The sequence below is a fragment of the Candidatus Nitrosotalea bavarica genome (genome assembly GCF_900167955.1).
Lineage (GTDB): Archaea > Thermoproteota > Nitrososphaeria > Nitrososphaerales > Nitrosopumilaceae > Nitrosotalea > Nitrosotalea bavarica.
Map to the genome: position 1 here is coordinate 368,260 of NZ_FUYK01000007.1, position 19,491 is coordinate 387,750.

Consider the following 19,491-nt stretch of genomic DNA (forward strand, 5'->3'; position numbering starts at 1 on the left):
CCAGATCTTGCTTGGAGACAGAGCCTGCGCTCATTTTTGAGGAGAAGGATTATGAATATATAACGTTTCTTTATCCAACATCACAATGTCGGATGAACCTGAGGAAGTTAGTGTAGATACTGAAGAGGTTCAACCAGTAGAAGAAGAAGAACCAGTCTTAGGACCTGTTGTAGTTGAAACAACTGAAGCTCCCGTAGAAGAAGAGGAGGAGGTCAAACCAGGAAAGAAAGGAAAGAAGGAGCTTAGTGCCGAAGAAATCGCAGAACAAGAGAGACTAAGAAAGATAATTGACGCTCGTGAAATTATAGATGTAGATCCAATTCATGTTCCAGTAGAGTACGAGATGACTGGAAAAGGTAAGATAATGATAGGTCCTCCAACCTTGACACGATTTGAAAAAGCAAGAATACTTGGAGCTAGGGCATTACAATTATCATTGGGAGCGCCACCTTTCATACCGATACCAAAAGATGTTGCAACATCGCTTGATCTTGCTTATGCAGAACTTGAAAAACGTGTTATTCCTATTACAATAAGACGAGTTTTACCAAATGGCGACTTTCAAAATATTCCAATCGATCTTTTCGATTAATGGATGAATGGTCGATAAGACTTTAATAGAATGCGTAAATGGTGGTGATAGGGTTTGTTGATTAGCGAAGATAAAACACAGTTAAATGGAAATTTCCCAAACTCTACAGGTAAGATAGTTACCATACATCAACAGGATATTGTACCATGTGCACTTGATCTTTTAACTGATCTAGTAAAATACAAAACAGTTACACTTGTAGCAAGCGGTCAGTCAATACCTACTGCAGTAGCTGTTGCAAATATTGTAACTGAAAACATGATGAAGGGAAATTCCAAAATTCTTGACATTGTTGTAGATAGTGAAGAGACTCGTGAAAGTTCTGGACCTTCGATGGTTTCAATTATTAAAATTACGGTAGCAAAAACGAACTAAAACGAAGTACCTGGACCTTTTAGAAGCATACTCTCACATTCTTTGCAAACTGCCTCATCTATGTTTGATTCAAGCTTGTGGTGTATGTCACATATTAGTAAACTTGATTTTATGTAGTTGCAAAGACCTATGAACTTTGAGAGGCTTGCTGGGGTATATGCCATTTTTGAAGCAAGATTGTTAGAAATGTCATTTATCATGTCAGATACTTCCTTTACTGACAACAACTTGTTTATCAGAACTGGATCACCTCTTGTTCCTCTGACGTAATTGCTTATGGCTGCTTGAGTCACCCCTAATAGTTTTGAGACTTCCTCTTCTCTTATCTTGTGTTCTTCTATTAGCTTCTTTGCCAAAATTGCTCTCAACGCAGGTATCAGAGTCTTTGTTTCTATTTCCGAAGGAAGAAGCATATATGCCAAAATGTTGTTATAAAATATTTAAACCTAATCATATTTTTTATGATGACTTAATTTAGAGAACAGAAAAGATCTGCCTATTGCAAGAATTTGTAAAAGAAATAAAATCATTAGTATTACAAGCAGTGAAAAATTGTAATTATGACTGTGTTGCTCTTTCTGGAGGTCTTGATAGCTCGATACTTGCCTCTTGTATCACAAATAAAAAAATTCCAGCATTTGCTCTTGTTGCAAAAGATTTTGTATCAAGTGATCTAATGTATGCTCAGCTTGTGGCAAAACAAAACCAACTAGATCTCAGAGTTATTTCTGCAAATATTGAAGATCTATTGTCAGCCGCAGAAGAGACTATCAAGATCCTCCGTGTATTCAATCCAATAGAGATTCGAAATAATGTTGTAGTATATCTTACAATGAAGACTGCCAAAGATTCGGGATGTCATTCTATGATGACTGGTGATGGCGCGGATGAACTTTTTGCAGGATATAATTTTTTCAAGAGATTATCTGGAAAGGAACTAGATGATGATCTAGCTAGAATTTGGAAAGTAATGCACTATCCTTCAAAATCTATTTCAAAATCTATTGGAATACACCTTTGCACACCCTTTCTTGACGATGTTGTATCTGAGTATGCAAAAAATATCCCATCACATCTGAAGGTACATGAAGAAAAAAGAGTAATGTATGGTAAATGGATCCTACGCAAGGCCTTTGAAGATATTCTTCCAGAGTCTATAGTCTGGAGAGAAAAATCTGCAATGCAAGATGGTTCTGGAACAAGCGGATTGACTACTTTTCTTGATAATCTAATTCCAGATTCTGTGTATGATGAAAAATCTAAACAATATTTGGCAAAAGACAAAGTCAATCTATCTTCAAAAGAGTCTCTTTACTATTATGGCATATACCGAAAGCATTTTGATGCTCCGTATAATTTGCTAAAATCAGAAATAAAGTGTCCGTGTTGTAGTTATGCTCTGAGTACAGATTCGCATTTTTGCCGCATGTGTGGTACCTATCCTATTTAGTTTTTTTCCACTTGTCTGGTTTTTTAGCAAAAATTCTCTTACAACCATGACAACAGAAATAATATTTTTTGCCTTTGTATTCGTGTACTAAAGCAAGGCTTTCATCTAGTTCAATTCCGCATACTGGATCTACCGGCATAATGGAATTCGTCCTAAGGTTTGTATTTAAAACTTACAATTAAGATGATAACTTCTTTATCAGTTCTGAAAACTCTGAATCACTCAAAACTGGCGTAGATGTAATATCTAAATTTTCTTGCACATGCACTTGAGATTTTTGTCCTACAAGTGGTGCTATTATTCCTGGTGTGGATCTTACAAACTGGATTGCACGATGAGAGGGTTTTGTCAACCCTCCAAATTCTGGTAAAATGTTTGGTGCAAGTAACTTCGCCTGCATGAGTGGAACACTTGCAAATACTCCCATTCCAAGTTTTATTGCTGCTTCTAGTATGCTATGTTGTGCTGTGTCAATTTCCTGACTCTTTAAAGTAAGTGCCTGATCAAGGTACATGTTGTATGGAAGTTGAATGAACTTGAATCCATTATCTTCACCTCCAACTTGTTTTGAAATTTTTACAATGTCATAAAGTGATAAATATTGGGGATGCTCTTTTGGAACTCTGAAACACTCCCATGTTGCCATGCCATAATATCGTATGACGTTCTCCTTTCTCTGTTTTTCATAAAACTCGAATACATCTTTGAGATTTTTCATAAACTTTTCCTTTGAAATATCTTGGAGTTGACCTTCTGCAGCGTTGTGGATGTACATCAAGTCTATACAATCTAGTCCCAAATTTTTTAGGCTACGATTTAGCTGATCCTGTAAATATGGTATAGTCATGCAGTGGTAACCAGAAGATATGTCTCCAGAATTTATCACTCCTGTTTTTACAAGTGTATTTTGTATGTTAATCCAAAATTCTTCATTAACATCTCCATCGTTTGTTATGTATCCATTCTTTGAGCTGATGAAAAGCTCATCTCTTCTCACCTCTTTTGCTTCTACTAGTTCCGAGACTGCTTTTCCTACTGATCTTTCTGCCTTTTGTGATCTGTAGTTAATTGCCGTATCTATTACATTAATTCCTGATTTTACTGACCACTTGATTGCTTCTACAACTAGTTTGTCAGTGGCATCATCCGGATTTCCAAGATATGTGCCAATTCCTATGGATGAAAGTGAAAGCCCTGCAAAACTCTTAAAGTGATTTTTTGCTACATTTGACTGTCTTTTTGAAAAATTTGAAGTGCCATCTGAGGTAGCATAACCTGATATCATATATTGGATTGAAATTTGGACGATTTAATTCTACTGAAGATTTTTCAAAAATATGTCTAAAACAAATGAAATGACAAACAACGCTCCAGTTATTCTTCCAAATGATACAAATCCATACATCACTGGGACGAGTCCTTCAATGTCCTGATAATGCCGTTTAAGAGAAATTCCAAATTTTATTGCAAGCGGCATGGTTGCTAGTGTAATAAGAGAACTTATTGGAAAAATTCCTATAATGACTGATGTGATGATAATTCCATATATTGTGGCCGGGAAGATCCATACTGCTGACGAAGCTTTGTCTTTTCCTAGTACTATGACTAGGGTTTTTCTTCCATGTTTTTTATCTGCATCAAAATCTGGAAATGAATTTACAAACAAGACCATCGATGAAAGAATACCTGAAACAATTCCTGCCAAGATTGGTTCTATTGTTATATGTGAACTCTGAACAAAATACGTACCAAGTACTATCATTGAACCCTTGATGGCAACAAAGATCTCTCCAAGTCCAGAATCTACAATTCTTGTTGAATAAAAATAGATTGAAACAATTGCAAATCCCAAAATTACTGCTATAGTTATTCCTCTTTCAAATATGAAAAATGCTCCAACTGAAGAGCCAATTATTAACATGGCTATTCCTGCACGATATACTTGACTTGGTTTGAGTAATCCCTCTGGCAAAACCCCGGTTCCGCCACTGAATTTTGTTCTTTTAGTATCCGTATCAATCTGTCTTTTATAGTCCCAATAGTCATTTAGTAAATCTACACTTGCATGTAATGCGGCAACTCCAACAAATGTCAATATTGCAAATCCGATATCGAATGTCTTGTTTTGCCATCCATTAATTGCAAGACCTAAACAAACTGAAATAATTGATGCAAGAAGAAATTTTATTCGTACTACACGTAGCCACACTTTGAGAGTTGACATTTCTGTTAGATGTTGAATTGTTTGAATATATGTTTGGATGGAAGGATTATCTTAATTTTTCCAAATCCATACTTTCTATTGGTTTTCTACCGTTGAATCCTTCATCCTTTCCATGCCAGAATTTTATTTCCGTCTCTCCTTCTTTCCAACAGAGCCAAATCTCTTCATTGAACATTAAAGATGGAAAATCAAGTAATCCCTGATCTATGCTTTTTATGGAAACTCCTATGGCTTCTAAATCCTCAATTGATTTGTAAAAATTAGTTATTGCAGTATTGAGTTCTTGTTTTTTTATGATATAATCCTTAAAAGTTGTCATGTATTTTGGATTGTTTTCTAAATCTGACTGGATTCTGATAACTTCGTTTTTCGTATTTACAATGTTTTGAAATTTTTTAATTACTGAAGGGAGCATTTCGTTTGCTTGATTTAATGTAAAATGAGAAAACATTGTTTTTTTAATAATCTGGGTAGTTAAAAGTATTAGGAGAGTCTGGTATGATTATGCTGATGATATTACTTCAGAAATAATTCTTGAAGCAAGATGTGATGTTCTATCCTTGATATCATAATTGGGACATACTTCCATTATATCTAGTCCACAAATGCCTTTTTTCACAATAGACTTGAGAAGAAGAGCCACCTCAATATTTCTCAGACCAAGTGGAACAGGAACAGAAACTCCTGGAGCAAAAGCTGGATCAATTACATCCATGTCTAATGAAACATATGTGTTTTTTCCGATTCTGTTAAGGATTATTTCTTCAGTTTTCTGTATTCCTTGTCTAATTATGTCAAATGGCGTAATTATTGGCAAGTCATATTTTTTTATATTGTCAATTTCTTCTTTTTCTGGTGTTCTGACTCCTATCATGATACTTGATTTTATGTCGATATACTGCAAAACATCATGGAATACTGAACCATAGTATCCTTGCACTGAACTTACAAAATCTGGATGTGCGTCAAAGTACACTAGTGATAGAGGACCAAATTTTTTTGAGATTGATTTTATTAATTCTGTTGATATGGAATGATCTCCTCCAATAGATATGGGAATTCTTGATTTGGAAACTATATTGTCTATGGAATATTCTATTTGACTACGTTCTATGTTTCCATAATCATATACTTTCTTGGTAATTCCGTCTAAAGGCAAACCCAGAGATATCACATCACCACGCTTGTATGAATCCCTGATGGATGAAATTTCTCTGATTTTATGTGGTGCCTCAGATGTACCCTTTCTAAGTGCATGGGATTTTGATTCATCGGGGATTCCTATGATCACAATGTCTGCTTCGTCAAAATTATCAGTATTTGCCCAGCAAATTTTCATCTTTTAATTGAGACTATACTATTATTAAAAATTCGTTAATTACTGCGATCATTACTGTATAAAATATTCTGGTAACCTAAAACAAATTAGCTTTATTCTAATAATTAAATCTGATAAAACATTATTATAAGGAATTTTTAAAGTATGTTTATATGAAGCAAAAATCTGGTGAAACTCTTCTACGAAGAATATTTTTACCACACTTGTTGGAGATAACTGCAGGAATACTAATAGGAACTAGTCTGATTCTCATATCTCACAAATAAAGATCTATCCTAAAGAAATCTTTGTCGAAATACGATTTCCTTCATTATGGATTTTTGTATGTTATGTCTCCAGCTAATAGACGTTGGATTTTTCCTCTATTTGATAAAAGAAGTGCCCCTGTTTCATCTATTCCTATTGCTTTACCTTTTAACACTCCTGTAGTTGTAATTGCAGTTACATTTTTTCCTATGGTGGAAGATCTTCTGATCCACTCTTTTCTAATTTCTTCAACTGAGTTTGATATTACTTTGTTATACATTTGTTCAAGTTCTAATAGGAATTGTTGTACCAATTCGACAGGATTACCATCTTGCTTTTCTTTTACTAGTGTAGTGATTCCATAACGTCTATGAGATCTCTTGACAAGTCTTGATATTTTTTCTGACTGAATTCTAAAATTAATGCCTACTCCAATTACAAGATAATCGATCTTGTTCGATTCTATAGCGACATCAATTAGAATGCCTGCAACTTTTTTCCCTTTCAGCGTTACATCGTTTGGCCACTTTAATTCTGGTTTAATTTTTAATATTTTTTCTATTGCAATAGATACGGCAAGAGATGTGATCATAGGGAATAACGAAGTCTGTGATAACTCAAAGTTTGGTCTTAAAAGAATTGATAGCCATATTCCTCCTTTTGGCGATACCCACTTTCGATTTAATCTTCCTCTTCCCTTGGTTTGTCTCTTAGCAATAACCACAGATCCGTTTTCATGAGGTTTCTGGGATAATTTTAGAGCAAAATTTTGAGTCGAGTCTATTGTATCAAAATAGTATATTTTTCTTCCAATTATATCGGTCTGAAGTCCATCTGAAATCTCCCATGGTAAAAGAAAATTAGTACCAAAATGTAATTTGTAACCTGTCCTTTGTTTTGACTCTATCTTGTATCCTAACGACTGGAGTTTTTTGATATTCTTCCAAACTGCTGCTCTACTAAGATTTAATGATTTACTTAGTTTTTCCCCTGATAAAAATTCTGATTGGTGAGATTTTAATAAAGTAATTATTTTGTCAAGTGGTGTTTCATCAAACGATGTATACATGTTGTATTTACAATTATTCCAAGTTCATAAGTTGATGCTTATTCATTTAACATTTTTTTTATATTCTCTTCAAGAAAATTATTGGTTCCAAATGAGACATCTCGTAATACTCCTTTCTTGTCTATTAAAATTGTCGATGGTGTACCACGTAATGCAAATTCTTCAAAAGTTTGGGCTGAATATTCTTTACTTTTTAGATATTGCTTTACTCTTTCAATGATTTCAGATTTTTGACTATCACTATATGATTCAAATCCTGGAACATTGGCTTGAATGATCTCATCCATCTTTGTCTTGCTTATGGGCTCATCTTCTTTTTTTAGTAAATCCATGCCAACTGGAAATGGAATCTTGTAAGGGAGTTTATTTCCATCAATGAGCTGTCCGTATTGACTAAGTGCCTTTAGAGTTTCACCAATTACTTCCCCCTTGGCAAGTAATAATTCTAAATTCTCAATTGTATTTTTATCAAAATCTTCAAACGCTGTTGCTATTCCTAAAACAGTAACTCCTTCTTTTCTATATTTCTGATAAATGTCAATTGCCTGAGGAATTCCATATAGAAAACAACCTGGACAATTAACTTGGAATACTTCGACTAGGACAACATTATCCTTTTCTTTATCGATATTAGTCGGTAATCCTTGAATCCACTTTGATACGCCCAGATTTGGTGCTTTTGCGCCTATCTTTGCCACCATTTTGATTCGTTCTTGAAAATATTCTGTATCTATTTGTTTGGTATGCCTCGGAATTACATGAATCGAATTGCAAATTTGTGAGGAAAAGGATCTCAGAGGGGTAATTTTTTTATAGATCTATTGAATATCAAACTAAATGCAGAAAAAATTGCTTGCACTGTTATTTGTTACTGCAGTCTTAACATCATCTTTTGCAGCATCTGTTTTACCGATGGCAAGTGCATTGACCCAAAGAACTGTTTTCAACGATAATCATAGTACTGCCTCATATGGTGGCACTAACGTATGTGGTGACCACATATGTGCATCTGGAGAAAAAACACAATGGCTTGAAAAGTTATCTCAATTACAGCGTACTGGTCCTGGAAAAATTGCCAATGCCTATACCTATCTAGCTACCTTGAGTCCCACATCTAATACAACGCCTGCACCTACATCAAATACCACACCAATGTCTAATTCCACATCTGTGCATGGAAACCTAAACATGGCAGAAAAAATGAACGTGGGTGAAAACATGACTAGTGCTGGAAATATGACAAAAGGTACCAAGTAGTAACACTAAATCTGATTTTAATATTTTTCAGCGTATTTATAATGCATAATTCTTTTATAACCCACTTCTGAATTACCATACATGTCTAACAACATGATGCTCTTGTTTACAATGTCTGTGATTTTGACATCATTTGCTATAATGGTTATTCCTCAGGCTAGCGCACTCAATCAAAATATGGGTGAATATAACAAAACTCCCGTAACGGCTAGATTTGAGGGTGCAAAAAATGTCTGTGGTGATCATTTATGCGCACTTGGAGAGAGAACAGCATGGGAGAAAGCAGTATGGGATCATCAAAACATATCTCAAGGCAAAATCTCTAGCACATCACAACATGGCGAATCTGTTTTGCACAACATGGCTGGTTCAACTGCTGGATCAACAACAATGCATGGAAATACAATGTCTGGCAACATGAACATGGGCACAAATATGGCTGCTAATGGTAACATGACAAAAGGTACCAAGTAGTAACACTAAATCTGATTTTAATATTTTTCAGCGTATTAATGATGCATAATTCTTTTATATGCCATTTAGAGTATCCTGATTGATGACTAGTAAAATAGCATTATTGATGTTTGCAGCAATAGTTCTTTTGACATCCACTGCAATAATGATTGTTCCACAAGCTAGTGCTTTGACTACTGCTACTGTGAGAAATTATATTGCCACAGCAACTCATGGCAGTAGTAATATTTGTGGAGATCATAAATGTGCACCCGGTGAGCATACTCAGTGGTATAATGCAGTATGGCAATCACAAAAGGGTATTAATGGCAAAATCCCAAAAGATACACTTGGTGAAGATGTCATGGCACAATTGGCAGTCTCAACTCCTGCACCAACCAAAAACCCGTGATAAAATAAACTTCGATTAAATTCGAATTCACGAGGAATTCAAAAAACGGTTTTTTAATCTTCTAGTATTTTTGGTGTTATTAAAAATTAACATCAAATCCACCCATGTCTCCAGGTCCCCCGTCTCCAAAACCGCTTCCTCCACTACTAAAATCCTGACCTGTATCATGGCCCATGTCCTGATTACCCATGTCGTGACCGCCTCCATCTGTGTATTGATCTGGTATGAAACTTGTCATGGTCATACCCATGAATCCCATCATAGTGGAGAACATCATCATATCCATTATCCCTAGAAACATCATTGATGGAATTATACTACGATTCTCATCCATGTGTTGTTGAAGCTTTTGTTTATCCCCACCTTTCCATATTTCTATCATTTGATTCCAGTTTTGTTGCAGCTCAAACTTTCTCTCCTCTAATTCCTTTCTGCCCTTATCTGTAAGCACTATTTCCTTCTTGAGACCAAAAAGGCCTTTTTTCTCAATTACTATGATGAAGCCTTTATCTTCGAGACGTTCAAGAAGATTTTGCACCTCCTGTGAATCTATCTTTGTCTTTTTTGAAATCTTATCAAACTTTTTTACTCCTTGACTTATTGCACTTAATATCATAACATCATTGGGTTCTTGTTCCACAAAAAAATAATTGCAATTGCCCTATAAATCGGTTATTCCACAAGATATTAAGCCATATGACGTCATTTACAAAATATGGAACACGATTCTCATACAGATGATGAGATAAGGAAAATTTATTCACTAAAAAATATTGCAGTAGTGGGAATGTCAAAGAATCCTGATAAAGCGGCACATTATGTACCAAAATATCTTTACGAACAAGGTTACAATATAATTCCAGTAAATCCCACTGCAACTGAAATTTTAGGGAAAAAGTGTTATTCTAGTCTGCTTGATATTCCTGTTAAGATTGATATTGTAGACATCTTTCGACCTTCTGATCAAGTACTACAAGTTATTGAAGAATCTATCAAGATCAAGCCCAAAGTGGTATGGTTGCAAGAGGGAATACACAATCCCGAGGCAGAGAGAATTGCACAAAAATCCGGAATTGATGTTGTTTATAATAGGTGCATGCTTGCAGAACATCAAAGACTATTCTAGACATGACTGATAATTTTTCAACATTTCATGAATCTCTTTTAGAACTGGTAAAATCATTTGAAAAGAAAAATGTTCTAGTGAAATTAAATTCAGATCCTGATTCTAGCATTATCAGAATATATGGAGAACTATCTAATGGATTGACTTTAGCAAAAATAGGTCTTGAAGAAATTGAAGAACTTGCTCTTACTACAGCTGAACATCATCCTTACTGGAGTCTTTTATACAACAGTTCACAAATCTTAAAGATTGTACTGGAGAAATGGAATGATAAACTTACAGAAGATGAAATAAAAGAAATTCTGTGGTATGTTGAAGAAATAAAGAATTCATCTAGCAATGTCACCTCTCATAGTCATGGCGAATAATCTACGGCAGAGATAAATAGCAAAGCACCATCAGATGAAAACATGCCAATAAAAATTGGCCTTTTAGGTAAGACAAACACTGGTAAAACTACTTTTTTTAATGCTGCTACATTGGCAGGCGGAGAAATCTCAACTTACCCATTCACAACAAAAAAACCTGAAAAAGCATTAGGAAATGCTATTACTCCTTGTGTCCATACTGAATTTAATATCAAAGATAACCCTCAAAATTCAAAATGTGTTGATGGCTGGAGGTTTATTCCAATTGAACTAATTGATCTTCCTGGATTGATAAAAGATGCTTGGGCAGGAAAAGGATTAGGAAATCAATTCCTTTCGATAGCTACTCAATCTGATGCTATTTTGCATGTTGTAGATGTTTCAGGAAGTGTAGATGCAGCAGGAAGAATAGCGGAAGTAGGAAGTGGTGATCCAATAGCTGATGTTTCTGATATTGAAGAGGAACTTATCATGTGGTATCTAAAACTCTTGGAAGGAAATCGAGATAAAATATCAAAGCTTATCCAGTCTGAGACAGATCCTGTTGTGGCAATAACTGATGTATTCAGAGGAATAGGTGTAAAAGAAAGTCATGTCAAAGAGACACTAAAAACTACAGGTCTTGAAGATAAACACTTTGAAAATTTTGATATACATGATAGCAAAAAGTTTGCTGCCTATCTAAGAAAGATCTCCAAGCCCACCTTGATAGTTGCAAACAAGATTGATGTTCCAGGTGCTGAAAAAAACTTTGATAGGCTTAGGGAAAAGTACATTGATAGTATAATAATTCCTGCCAGTACTGATAGTGAACTCTCACTAAGAAGGGCAGAACAGAAAGGCCTCATCAAATATGTTCCAGGTTCCGAACAATTTGAAATTCTTCAAAAAGATAAACTAAATAAAAAACAACTTGAAGCACTTGATTTTATCACTCAGGGAATACTGGGAGAATATATGAGAACAGGTGTCCAGTTTGCAATCAATGTTACAGTATTCAAATTGCTGAAGATGAATTCTATATATCCAGTAGCAAATCCTGAAAATTTCTCTGATAAGAAAGGTCGTATTCTCCCTGATTTACTTTTGCTCAAGGATGGTGCGACTGTGGAAGATTTGGCAAAAGAAATACACACTGATCTGACAAAGGGATTGCTTTATGCAAAAGATGTGAGATACGGAGTAAGATTGCCAGTTAACTATCAATTAAGAGATCGGGATGTTGTCTCTCTAGTTAGTACAAAAACCAAAAAATCTTAATTTTCTATACCTATTTTTTCCTGTTTCATCCAAAGCGTTTTGTTCTTATGATCTATTAGGATGATATTCATATCTGATATCTGTTTTCTTATGACATCTGCCTCTTGGAATTTTTTCTGATTACGCAACATGTTTCGTTGTTCAATTAAATTTGAAATTTTGTTTTTCTCATCCTCGTTGACTTGAATTACACTTAGACCTAGAATTGATAACATTTGATGAAATGTTGGTAAAATTGTATCTGATATTGAACGCATAAGTTTCTCTGAAGATGCCAGTTGATTTACACTCTTGACTAGTTTGAAAAAGGCAGAGAGTGCAAGTGGTGTGTTAAAGTCCGAATCTAACGCATTATCGAATTCAATCTTTGATTCTCTTACCATTTCTTTGATTTTTTCCAATTCTTCAGATTCTGAAATAAAATTGTCTGCTAGAGCCAGTTCAAAATAACAATTTTCTACTTGGCGCCATTTTGTTATGGTTTCCTTTAAAAGATCTTCGGAATAATCAATTGGTTTTGAATAATGCCCTGACAGACAAAATAATCTGACTATGTTAGGACCCCATTTGTTGAGCACAAAATCAATTGACTTTGTATTTCCCAAAGATTTTGACATCTTCTCACCATTGATTGTCACCATTCCAACATGCATCCAAATCTTGGCAAAATTTATTCCAGAAAAAGACTCTGACTGTGCTATCTCGTTTTCATGATGTGGAAATATCAGATCTCGTCCACCACCATGAATCTCAAAATTACTTCCGAGATATTTTAGACTCATTGCAGAGCACTCGATGTGCCAACCTGGTCTTCCTTTACCCCATGGGCTTTCCCATATTGGACTGTCATCTGCAAACTTCCACAAGGCAAAATCTACTGGCTCATTTTTTGTTTCGTCAACTTCAACTCTAGCACCTACGATCAATTCTTCTATTTTTTTCTTGGAAAGTTTTCCATACTCTTTAAATTTTAAAACTGAAAAATATACTCCATTTTTGGCTGTATATGCAAATCCTTTGTCTATTAATCCTTGTATTAGATTGATCATCTCAGTAATGTGTTCTGTAGCCTTGGGGTAAGAATCAGCTCGTTTTACGTTGAGTTTGTCAAAATCATTAAAATAATTTGTTATGTATCTAGTGGATATTTCCTCTGCAGATGTATTTTCTTTATTGGCACGATTGATTATCTTGTCATCCACATCAGTAAAATTTTGAACAAGATTTACTTTGATTCCATTTGATTCTAGATATCTTCGAAGTGTATCAAATACGATAATTGTTCGTGCATGGCCTATGTGACTTTCATCATATACTGTTACGCCGCATAGGTAAATTCTTACCGCATTAGATGTATCTACATTTTTTTCTGTTACTGTTAATGTATCAAGAATTCTCAATTTTCTCTTATCCTCATAGGATGCATGGTGTAGCCATTGTTCTTTTATGTTCGCTTTTTTTGTACATTCTGTAAATCTTATCTACTTCTGAAATTGAAATCTCTGTTATTTTTGATGTTTCTTCGATTGAAAGATTCTTATCAATCGTACAATGAAGTATGGAATCAATTTCTTCGTATGCTAAACCTAATTCTGTTTCAGCAGTATGGCCCTCCCATAGATGTGGACCACTCGGTTTGGAAATTATCTCTGGTAAAATACCCATACTTTTTGCAAGTTCTCTTATTTGGGTTTTGTATAATGAAACTATTGGTAATAAATCGGATGCTCCATCTCCAAATTTTGTAAAGTATCCTATCAAAAATTCACTCCTATCTGAGGAACCGAGTACTAGACAATTTCTTGCATTTGCATAATAGTACAACATGTTGGCTCTAATTCTTGCTCCCAAGTTTGCAAATGCTAGAGGGCTGGTTTCCAAGTATTTGGAATATTCTTTATGAATAAACCCAATATCAATTAGTTTGTATTCTATCAAATGACTATCTACTATCTTTATTGCATCCTCTGTCTCACTCTTTGGTGTAATCTTTGAATTTGGCATTATGAGTGCAAGTGATTTTTCTTTTATGAATTTGGCACATAATGTAGCCATAACTGCAGAGTCTATCCCTCCACTTAATCCAAAAACAACTCCGTTTGATCTTCTTAATTCTATCTCATTTTTTAAAAAACTTCCAATTTTATTTTGAATTAAATCGTAATCTTTTTTGACTAATTCTTCTATTATTTGACGATTCAATATTTTTTAAAATATTGATAAAGAATTAAACTTATCACATACTAAAGATCCTAAATAAATAATACTTTTACGCTAAAATGACGTGCAAAACGCATTAAAATCTAAATTTCAACAAAAAGAAGAAAAATCAGAGTCTCAAGTATTAAGACGTTTTAGAAATGGCATTGAGGAAGAAAAAACATATCTTGATTATAAAAAAAATCTAGACAAGTTTTGTAAGCACATATCGATGAATTATGATCAGATAGTAAAATTGGAAATTGACATTCTTCAAAATCATCTAGAAGATTGGGTCATGAGCCTAACTGAACGAGGACTCAAAGGAGTCACTACCAAAAAGATGCTTGCAGGACCAATGAAATTTTTGGATATGAATCGTAGATTGTATCACAAAAAAGCATTGATGGGCTTGGTCCGAGAAAATGGGAACAAGTCTGATGAGATATCTGGTAATGTACCGTATACTGGTACCGACATTAAACGAATGTTGGAAGGAACAAAAAAACTAAGAACAAAAGCAATAATTCACTTCTTTAATTCTACTGGCGCAAGACCGCAATCTTTTACAGATCCAATATTGCGAATGAAACATCTTTTCATTCAATATGATAAAAGTGGCAAGGATACGGGATGTTATGCCGTTCGAATTTATGATAATTCTCCAGAAGGCTTTTCTGAAAATTCCAAACATGGCTATTGGGCCTTTTTAACTCCTGAAGCAAGGAACGCACTTGACGTATATTTCAAATCTAGAAAACTAAATGGTGAGGTTTTTGACAAGGAAAACCCATTACTTGTAACATATTCTAAACCTGGAACCGGAATAGTCAAAAATAGACACATGGAGGTTGCTGGAATTTATGACGCGCTAGAACTTGTCATAAAATCTGCGGGTATAGAGAGAAAGAAAATCGATGAAAGATTTGACAAGGCTATAGTTTATGGATTCAGAAAGAGATTCAACACTATTTTGAAACTTGGAAATTCTATTAATCCGAACATAGCTGAGAAACTAATGCATCATAAGAAAGGCCTTGATGGAAGATATCTAACACCTACTAGGGAGGAATGTTTTACAGAATTTAAGAAGGCAATAATTGATCTTACTATTGATGATTCTGAACGCAAATCAATTCGAATAGAAGAACTCGAAGAAAAAAAATGAAGGCATCGACATGAAAGAAATCAAGTCCAAGATGAAAACATACGATGCAATGATGGACTCTTTCTCAGGCATTGTGGATTCCTTGAGAAAAATAACGGGCAATCCAAATCTCTTAAAGTCGTTAGAATTGGGATATGACTTGCCTCCAAAACTCCCTGCCAAAATCGTTGATCTTGGAAGTAGAGGCGAATAGTTCTTTCAAATAATTTTTGTTAGTTAAAGAAAGAGCATATCTTATTTTTAATCTGATTTTACCATGAAAATAATATTGAAAAATTATTTTAAAGATAGGATTAGATCATTTCTACAAATTATACTTTAGGCATAAAAAGGTAGGATAACACTATCTTTGATATTTTGATATATCAATGCATAATCTAATGCATAATATTTCGATAGCATTAGCATGCGGTCAGGCATAGAGGCATTCATGTGATATAATTTATGATATGTTTTATTCGCTGGCGTATTTACCAACAATGACAAAATGATAGATATTGTGCGGATATTGATGATATTGATACAATGCCACTGTCTAGAGATATCGCCAATGATATGATGTCACTATTGGCTATGATATGTTTCATTAATGGCATGTGCTAATTATCATTGATAAGATATGTTTCTCGATAATTGACATGAATGATTATTATCAAATATGTCTGATATGATATATTTTTGGAAAAATATATCTGAAATATGCATCTTAAAACAATGATTTGGATACATAATGTGTGATATCTTGAGAATGTGTTCTAAACCACGCTTCTTTGCACCTTTTTTCTATGCTGTCTTACCTCTGATCTGGAATGATACCACCGTTTTGATACTGAAATTACAATTATTTCTGGGCACTTAGGATACTACTTTATGTCTATAAACTGGTGAAGATACGAAATCATATTCTATGTGGATACTATGAGATATTCCATAATTATATCAGAACACACGAGGGATTAAACGGAAAAACTCCAAGTGAAGCTTGTGGAATTGAGATCAATGGTGAAAACAAATGGATAACCTTGATTCAAAATACTAGTAGGAGATCATAAATGGAAAAACATGTCTGTCCTCTATGCAGAAAAGAATCAGATTGTCTTAATCCTGATTGTGCTGACAGAAGCTTAAGGTATGAATGGTGTAATGTTTGTAGAATCAAGGTTACTCGGTATTTGACAGGGTGGAATGTCATTTCAATAATTTGAAAGAACATGGTGACTAAATGAAAATCAAGTCACTCGCTGTCTAGAATTGCAGAAAACAGATATTTCTAAAATTTTCTGCGAGATCTAGTCCACCGTATTGACAAATTTGCATATCACACAGACACAAATGTAAGTGTGACTTAATTGTTTTGCCGATAATAACTAAATGACAAACATGAAACAAACCTCAATACTTTCTTTACCAAGTGTTATGATTAGTATTGTATTGTTAGCAGGTAAAAATCAAAATGAATGATAAAAATACAGTACAGACTATTGAGAAAGTAGCTGAGGATCTAATAGAAAGTGCAAGGGTTGAAGCTGAGAATCTAATAGGGGGTGCAAAGATTACAGCTGAGAATCTAATAGGGAGTTCAATGGACAAAGCTGAGAATCTAATAGGGAGTGCAATGGGTAAAGCTGAAAATCTAATAGAAAGTGCAAGGGTTGAAGCTGAGAATCTAATAGGGGGTGCAAAGATTACAGCTGAGAATCTAATAGGGAGTTCAATGGACAAAGCTGAGAATCTGATAAAGAGTACAATGGTTGAGGTCAAGAGTCTGGAAGAGAATACGGATATGGAAATCATTAATGTGAAAGAAAGTGCCAGAGTTGAAGTTGAAAACCTGAAAAAAACTGCAATGATTACAGCTGAAAACCTGAAAAAAACTGTAAGGATTACAGCTGAAAACCTGAAAAAAACTGTAAGGATTACAGCTAAAAACCTGAAAAAAACTGCAAGGATTACATCTGAAAACCTGAAAAAAACTGTCAATATGGGAGATGAAAACCTGAAAAAAACTGCAAGGATTACAGCTGAGAATCTAATAGAGAGCGCAATTGGTGAAGCTGATAATCTAATAGAAAGTGCAATGGGTGAAGCTGATAATTTAATGGAGAGCGCAAGGGTTACAGCTGAGAATTTAATGGAGAGCGCAAGGATTACAGCTGAAAACCTGAAAAAAACTGCAAGGATTAAAGCTAAGAATTTAGTGGAAAGTGTAAGGAGTTAACTTCATCTTGCCTGATACTTACAATTTTCTTTTAGCATCTATTGTGGAGTCATCCGAAGATGCTATTTTGAGTATGGATTTTGATGGTATTGTTACTAGTTGGAACACTGGATCTGAAAAAATGTTCGGATATTCATCAAAGGAGATTATGGGTAAATCAATTTATTCTATCTATCCTACAGGTAAGGAATCTGAATTCGATGAGATCATTGCTAAGCTCAAAAAAAATGAACGTATTGAACATTTTGAAACAGAGAGAAAGCGTAAAGATGGAAGTCTGATATATGTATCTCTTAGCATATCGCCAATAAATAACGAGAAGGGAAATATTGTAGGAATTGCAAAAATCATTCGAGACATATCTGGACAAAAACGTGCATCCGCATATGCGCGTAGTCTTATAGAAGCAAGTCTTGATCCGCTAGTTACAATTAGTGCAAAAGGAAAGGTTACCGACGTAAACGAAGCTACAGTCAAGATTACAGGTGTACAAAGAGAGAATCTCATCGGTAGTGATTTCTCAGACTACTTTACAGAGCCAAAGAAGGCTCGTGAGGGATATGAGCGTGTGTTTAAAGAAGGATTTGTCGCAGATTATCCTCTATCTATTAGAAATTCATCTGGACAGATCACAGATGTACTTTACAACGCATCTGTCTATAAAGATGATAAAGGAAATGTGTTAGGTGTCTTTGCTGCAGCAAGAGATATCACTGAACGCAAGAAAGTGGAAAAACTACAAGCAGAACAAACTGATACAAAAGAAAAACTACAAGCAGAACAAACTGATACAAAAGAAAAACTACAAGCAGAGTATACTTTAGCAAAAGAAAAACTACAATTAGAATACACTGACGCAAAAGAAAAACGACAAGCAGAACAAACTTTAGCAAAAGAAATACGACAAGCAGAACAAACTTTAGCAAAAGAAACACGACAAGCAGAACAAACTTTAGCAAAAGAAGTGTCAGAAAAATTAAAGGGAGTTGCAAAAGATGAGTTTTCTGCTATGATCACCCATGAGTTAAACACACCGCTTGTACCAATACTGGGATACTGCAAGATGTTAAAAACATCAATGCTTGGCAAGATTGACCAAGAACAATTAGAAGCAATTGAAGTAATAGAAAAAAATGCCAAAAGACTTGAGGCTCTAATAGCTGACATTATGGATGTAAGAAAGCTTGATCTTAATCAGCTGAAATTCAGAATAGATGATCTATCTCTGGATGAGTTTTTCTCTAATCTTGATTCTGATTATGGGAAGGTCTTAGAAAATAAAAAATGTCAGTTTACAACAAACCCATATGCCAAGAACCTAGTCATCAAAACAGACAAATCAAGATTGAGACAAGTTTTTGACAACTTGATAGGTAATGCAATAAAGTTTGTTCCAGAGAACAAGGGAAAGATTGAGACTGGTTGCATGAAAGAAAACAACAGCCTTGTTTTTTATGTAAGAGACAATGGAATTGGAATATCACAAGAAAAACAAAAAGAACTCTTCCAAAAATTCTATCAAATTGATACGTCGGAAAGAAGATCTATAGGTGGAACAGGGCTTGGTCTTGCCATCTCAAAAGGAATAGTGGAAAAACTTGGTGGTACTATCTCAGTTGAAAGTGATGGGAAAACAGGAACTACTTTTTACATGAAATTTTTATCATGATTGCAAATAAGATATAACGTAATTTGTATGGTATACGTGTTCTTATATGCTATTACTGAGATATGG

At 34.5% G+C, this 19,491-nt stretch carries 25 protein-coding genes (1 of these 25 only partly in view); 13 read left to right on the forward strand and 12 right to left on the reverse strand.

Going from position 1 to position 19,491, the window contains the following annotated elements:
- On the reverse strand, positions 1-34 hold the start of the coding sequence (locus C0Q33_RS05400; RefSeq protein ID WP_101477530.1) for a cyclophilin-like fold protein. Its footprint begins 200 nt before the window's first position; the window shows 34 of its 234 coding nt (coding positions 1-34); its start codon is at positions 32-34; its stop codon lies off the left edge, out of view.
- 51 nt (positions 35-85) lie between these two features.
- Here C0Q33_RS05400 and C0Q33_RS05405 point away from each other — a divergent pair, with 51 nt between their 5' ends.
- Positions 86-592 (forward strand): DNA-directed RNA polymerase subunit K, encoded by a 507-nt coding sequence (locus C0Q33_RS05405; protein WP_101477531.1) that lies wholly within the window; start codon positions 86-88, stop codon positions 590-592.
- A gap of 57 nt (positions 593-649) precedes the next feature.
- Positions 650-967 carry an AlbA family DNA/RNA-binding protein gene (locus C0Q33_RS05410; protein WP_165776441.1) on the forward strand — a complete coding sequence of 106 codons (318 nt, stop codon included), beginning with the start codon at positions 650-652 and terminating at the stop codon, positions 965-967.
- On the opposite strand, the gene C0Q33_RS05415 is transcribed toward C0Q33_RS05410, so the two are convergent.
- Positions 964-1,380 (reverse strand): transcriptional regulator, encoded by a 417-nt coding sequence (locus tag C0Q33_RS05415; protein ID WP_101477533.1) that lies wholly within the window; start codon positions 1,378-1,380, stop codon positions 964-966. The genes C0Q33_RS05410 and C0Q33_RS05415 overlap by 4 nt on opposite strands.
- Positions 1,381-1,466: 86 nt before the next feature.
- On the opposite strand from C0Q33_RS05415, the gene C0Q33_RS05420 reads away from it, so the two are divergent.
- Positions 1,467-2,417, forward strand: coding sequence for an asparagine synthase C-terminal domain-containing protein (locus tag C0Q33_RS05420; RefSeq protein WP_101477534.1), 951 nt, complete (start codon positions 1,467-1,469; stop codon positions 2,415-2,417).
- On the opposite strand, the gene C0Q33_RS05425 is transcribed toward C0Q33_RS05420, so the two are convergent.
- From C0Q33_RS05425 to C0Q33_RS05455, 7 genes are all read right to left on the reverse strand, one after another.
- Positions 2,410-2,556: a heavy metal translocating P-type ATPase metal-binding domain-containing protein gene (locus C0Q33_RS05425; RefSeq protein ID WP_101477535.1), complete on the reverse strand. Its 147-nt coding sequence runs from the start codon at positions 2,554-2,556 to the stop codon at positions 2,410-2,412. The two genes, C0Q33_RS05420 and C0Q33_RS05425, sit on opposite strands and share 8 nt — an antisense overlap.
- Positions 2,557-2,595: 39 nt before the next feature.
- Positions 2,596-3,702, reverse strand: coding sequence for an aldo/keto reductase (locus tag C0Q33_RS05430; protein WP_101477536.1), 1,107 nt, complete (start codon positions 3,700-3,702; stop codon positions 2,596-2,598).
- A 30-nt stretch (positions 3,703-3,732) separates the two neighbouring features.
- Complete coding sequence (locus tag C0Q33_RS05435; protein WP_101477537.1) at positions 3,733-4,641, reverse strand: prenyltransferase; 909 nt, start codon at positions 4,639-4,641, stop codon at positions 3,733-3,735.
- Between the two features lie 46 nt (positions 4,642-4,687).
- Positions 4,688-5,092 (reverse strand): DUF2203 domain-containing protein, encoded by a 405-nt coding sequence (locus tag C0Q33_RS05440; protein WP_101477538.1) that lies wholly within the window; start codon positions 5,090-5,092, stop codon positions 4,688-4,690.
- A 51-nt stretch (positions 5,093-5,143) separates the two neighbouring features.
- Entirely contained in the window at positions 5,144-5,980 is an 837-nt protein-coding gene (locus tag C0Q33_RS05445; RefSeq protein WP_101477539.1) for an arginase family protein, read from the reverse strand.
- A 310-nt stretch (positions 5,981-6,290) separates the two neighbouring features.
- On the reverse strand, positions 6,291-7,295 hold the full coding sequence (locus C0Q33_RS05450; protein WP_101477540.1) for a biotin--[acetyl-CoA-carboxylase] ligase: 1,005 nt from the start codon (positions 7,293-7,295) through the stop codon (positions 6,291-6,293).
- A gap of 38 nt (positions 7,296-7,333) precedes the next feature.
- On the reverse strand, positions 7,334-7,996 hold the full coding sequence (locus tag C0Q33_RS05455) for a thioredoxin domain-containing protein (protein ID WP_101477541.1): 663 nt from the start codon (positions 7,994-7,996) through the stop codon (positions 7,334-7,336).
- A gap of 136 nt (positions 7,997-8,132) precedes the next feature.
- On the opposite strand from C0Q33_RS05455, the gene C0Q33_RS05460 reads away from it, so the two are divergent.
- The 3 genes from C0Q33_RS05460 (at position 8,133) to C0Q33_RS05470 (ending at position 9,417) form a co-directional block, all read left to right on the forward strand.
- Positions 8,133-8,552, forward strand: a complete 420-nt coding sequence (locus C0Q33_RS05460) for a hypothetical protein (RefSeq protein WP_101477542.1) — start codon at positions 8,133-8,135, stop codon at positions 8,550-8,552.
- A gap of 81 nt (positions 8,553-8,633) precedes the next feature.
- The gene (locus C0Q33_RS05465) at positions 8,634-9,026 is read left to right on the forward strand and encodes a hypothetical protein (RefSeq protein WP_101477543.1); all 393 of its coding nucleotides are present in this window, start codon (positions 8,634-8,636) and stop codon (positions 9,024-9,026) included.
- Between the two features lie 82 nt (positions 9,027-9,108).
- The gene (locus C0Q33_RS05470; RefSeq protein WP_101477544.1) at positions 9,109-9,417 is read left to right on the forward strand and encodes a hypothetical protein; all 309 of its coding nucleotides are present in this window, start codon (positions 9,109-9,111) and stop codon (positions 9,415-9,417) included.
- 79 nt (positions 9,418-9,496) lie between these two features.
- On the opposite strand, the gene C0Q33_RS05475 is transcribed toward C0Q33_RS05470, so the two are convergent.
- The gene (locus tag C0Q33_RS05475) at positions 9,497-10,057 is read right to left on the reverse strand and encodes a helix-turn-helix domain-containing protein (RefSeq protein ID WP_101477545.1); all 561 of its coding nucleotides are present in this window, start codon (positions 10,055-10,057) and stop codon (positions 9,497-9,499) included.
- A 75-nt stretch (positions 10,058-10,132) separates the two neighbouring features.
- Between C0Q33_RS05475 and C0Q33_RS05480 the strand changes: the two genes are divergently transcribed.
- From C0Q33_RS05480 to C0Q33_RS05490, 3 genes are read left to right on the forward strand one after another with little or no spacing between them, the layout of a single operon-like run.
- On the forward strand, positions 10,133-10,543 hold the full coding sequence (locus C0Q33_RS05480) for a CoA-binding protein (protein ID WP_101477546.1): 411 nt from the start codon (positions 10,133-10,135) through the stop codon (positions 10,541-10,543).
- 2 nt (positions 10,544-10,545) lie between these two features.
- Positions 10,546-10,911 (forward strand): hypothetical protein, encoded by a 366-nt coding sequence (locus C0Q33_RS09510; RefSeq protein ID WP_245867331.1) that lies wholly within the window; start codon positions 10,546-10,548, stop codon positions 10,909-10,911.
- A 42-nt stretch (positions 10,912-10,953) separates the two neighbouring features.
- The gene (locus tag C0Q33_RS05490; protein ID WP_101477547.1) at positions 10,954-12,171 is read left to right on the forward strand and encodes a redox-regulated ATPase YchF; all 1,218 of its coding nucleotides are present in this window, start codon (positions 10,954-10,956) and stop codon (positions 12,169-12,171) included.
- Here C0Q33_RS05490 and cysS read toward each other — a convergent pair.
- Together cysS and C0Q33_RS05500 are read right to left on the reverse strand one after the other, a co-directional pair.
- Complete coding sequence (gene cysS, locus C0Q33_RS05495; protein ID WP_101477548.1) at positions 12,168-13,571, reverse strand: cysteine--tRNA ligase; 1,404 nt, start codon at positions 13,569-13,571, stop codon at positions 12,168-12,170. The genes C0Q33_RS05490 and cysS overlap by 4 nt on opposite strands.
- 13 nt (positions 13,572-13,584) lie before the next feature.
- Positions 13,585-14,373 carry an NAD+ synthase gene (locus C0Q33_RS05500; protein WP_101477549.1) on the reverse strand — a complete coding sequence of 263 codons (789 nt, stop codon included), beginning with the start codon at positions 14,371-14,373 and terminating at the stop codon, positions 13,585-13,587.
- Between the two features lie 82 nt (positions 14,374-14,455).
- On the opposite strand from C0Q33_RS05500, the gene C0Q33_RS05505 reads away from it, so the two are divergent.
- The 4 genes from C0Q33_RS05505 (at position 14,456) to C0Q33_RS05520 (ending at position 19,425) form a co-directional block, all read left to right on the forward strand.
- Positions 14,456-15,538 carry a site-specific integrase gene (locus C0Q33_RS05505; protein WP_101477550.1) on the forward strand — a complete coding sequence of 361 codons (1,083 nt, stop codon included), beginning with the start codon at positions 14,456-14,458 and terminating at the stop codon, positions 15,536-15,538.
- 10 nt (positions 15,539-15,548) lie between these two features.
- Entirely contained in the window at positions 15,549-15,731 is a 183-nt protein-coding gene (locus tag C0Q33_RS05510) for a hypothetical protein (RefSeq protein WP_101477551.1), read from the forward strand.
- 1,260 nt (positions 15,732-16,991) lie between these two features.
- Complete coding sequence (locus tag C0Q33_RS05515; RefSeq protein ID WP_101477552.1) at positions 16,992-17,756, forward strand: hypothetical protein; 765 nt, start codon at positions 16,992-16,994, stop codon at positions 17,754-17,756.
- Positions 17,757-17,763: 7 nt separating this feature from the next.
- Positions 17,764-19,425, forward strand: coding sequence for a PAS domain S-box protein (locus tag C0Q33_RS05520; RefSeq protein WP_101477553.1), 1,662 nt, complete (start codon positions 17,764-17,766; stop codon positions 19,423-19,425).
- Positions 19,426-19,491: the final 66 nt, after the last annotated feature.